The organism is Xanthobacter sp. BG11Y11_SDJG (genome assembly GCF_057364445.1).
The window spans coordinates 1-1646 of sequence record NZ_JBNFNU010000619.1 but is presented as its reverse complement, the minus strand read 5'-3'; the positions used below and the strand labels follow the sequence as shown (position 1 = coordinate 1646).

The following is a 1646-nucleotide window of genomic DNA, read 5'->3' as shown; positions in this document are numbered from 1 at the left end:
AGTCCGCGATCGCGGCGCCGGCCCGCCGCGGCGAGCCGGTAGCCCTGGTGTTCGCCCTCCCGGCCGGCCTCCCGCACCACGAGGCCCGCGTCCATGGCGTCGCGCAGGACCTGGAGGACATGGGTGCGCGAAAGGCGGAAGCGCCGCGCGAGCTCCGCCACCGTGGGCGGCGGCGCGCCCGCCTCGCCCGCGACCAGAAGCGCGAACAAGAGGATGATGCCGCCGTCCCGGTCGGCGAACGGCGCAAGGCGCGGCGCGGCGTCGAGCACGCGGAAGCCGCACCGGAAACTCTCGCCGATGGCGGTCACCAGCGCCCGGCAGAACGGCGGATCGTCGAGCACCGCCAGCGCCTGCGTGGCCACGGCGCCGAGCGGTTCCATGGCGGCGAAATGCAGGCGCCATCGGTGCGGAACGACTCCCACATGCGCGCGGCGGCGCCAGCGGCCGCTCGCGCCGGTCGCCCTTGCCGTCCGCGAGCGAGGTAGCCGCTCCAGCGCATGAGGGCGAGCAGCGCCTTGGCGCGCCCGTGGCTGCACAGCCCCGTCTCGTGGCACAGGCCGGTCATGCGCGCGGCCGTGATGCCCGCGCCCTCCGGCTGGGCGTCGAGATAGAAGGCGAGGAACGAGAACATCATGCGCCCGCGGTCGTTCAGCACGCGGTTGAGCAGGGGGTGGTTGTCGTAGGCCTCCACCGTGCCCCGCGCCGCGGCCAGCATCGCCGCCTCGAAGCCGGCGGACGCCTTGAGGGCCGCCTGCGCCTGCGGTCCCGCTCCCGCGGCGAGCCAGTCCGGCCATGCTTCGGCAGCATCGGTGAGGGGGGCGAGCATGGCCCCGGTCGGCTGGGGCATGCCGCTCGGTCCGTCTTGCGCAGTCCTGCGGCGGGGGCCGCTTTTGATGCGCATTCTAGGGGGCGATCGGCAGGATTTGAACCAACCGGCCGCCAGAAATCGCCGCCCCCTCGGTCCCAGCGCGGCCAGCCTCGGACCCCGCCCGGGCGCCGATTTCCGGCGGGACGCAGCTTGTGCCGGCCTTTCGCAGCGGAAGATGCAGCACAACTTCGCCATTGGCTGCGCCGGCTTCGCGGCTCTAATGGCGCCCGGAGGCAGGATCGCCTGATTCGACCGGCGAAGGCTTTCGAGTGACCGCCCCCAGGTTTGCGCCCGGTCCCCGCTGCCGGTGGATGGGGACTTCGGGCTTCGGCGCATGCGGGCGCCAACAAGGGAGTAAAGCCATGTCCAAGATCGCGCATCTCGTGCTGGCCGGCGCGGCCGCAGCTTTGGTCTTCGGCGCAGCGCCCCAGCCGGCGCATGCGGTGGTCTATTGCAAGACCGTGGGCGTACCCAAGGGGTGCGTCGCCCGTCCGGCGGCCCCGGCTGCCCGCGCTGCGGTCTATTGCACCCGTCCCGGATATCCGTGGGTTGCGTTGGCGGCGTCGGAGCTCCGGGCGTCGGCGCGCCCCGGCCCCGGCGTGGCCCCGGCCAATCTCGGCGGTCCGGTGAACCGCGTCGGCGTCCGCTGAACCGCCCCGATCCATAAGCAAGGAGAACACCCCATGAAGACCACGATTGCCGCGACTGCGCTCGCCCTCGCGACCCTCGCTCTCGGCCGGCGCTCCGGCGCGCGCCGACAGGGCCGCGGCCGACCAGT

At 73.5% G+C, this 1646-nt stretch carries 3 protein-coding genes; 1 reads left to right on the top strand and 2 read right to left on the bottom strand.

What is annotated here, in order from left to right; all coding sequences use genetic code 11:
* Together AC2W7M_RS25050 and AC2W7M_RS25045 are read right to left on the bottom strand one after the other, a co-directional pair.
* On the bottom strand, window positions 1-362 hold a 362-nt coding region (locus tag AC2W7M_RS25050; protein ID WP_486135777.1), incomplete at its 3' end, for a helix-turn-helix domain-containing protein.
* Window positions 305-847 (bottom strand): hypothetical protein, encoded by a 543-nt coding sequence (locus tag AC2W7M_RS25045; RefSeq protein WP_486135775.1) that lies wholly within the window; start codon window positions 845-847, stop codon window positions 305-307. The genes AC2W7M_RS25045 and AC2W7M_RS25050, both read right to left, overlap by 58 nt.
* A 383-nt stretch (window positions 848-1230) precedes the next feature.
* Here AC2W7M_RS25045 and AC2W7M_RS25040 point away from each other — a divergent pair, with 383 nt between their 5' ends.
* On the top strand, window positions 1231-1518 hold the full coding sequence (locus AC2W7M_RS25040; RefSeq protein WP_486135774.1) for a hypothetical protein: 288 nt from the start codon (window positions 1231-1233) through the stop codon (window positions 1516-1518).
* Window positions 1519-1646: the final 128 nt, after the last annotated feature.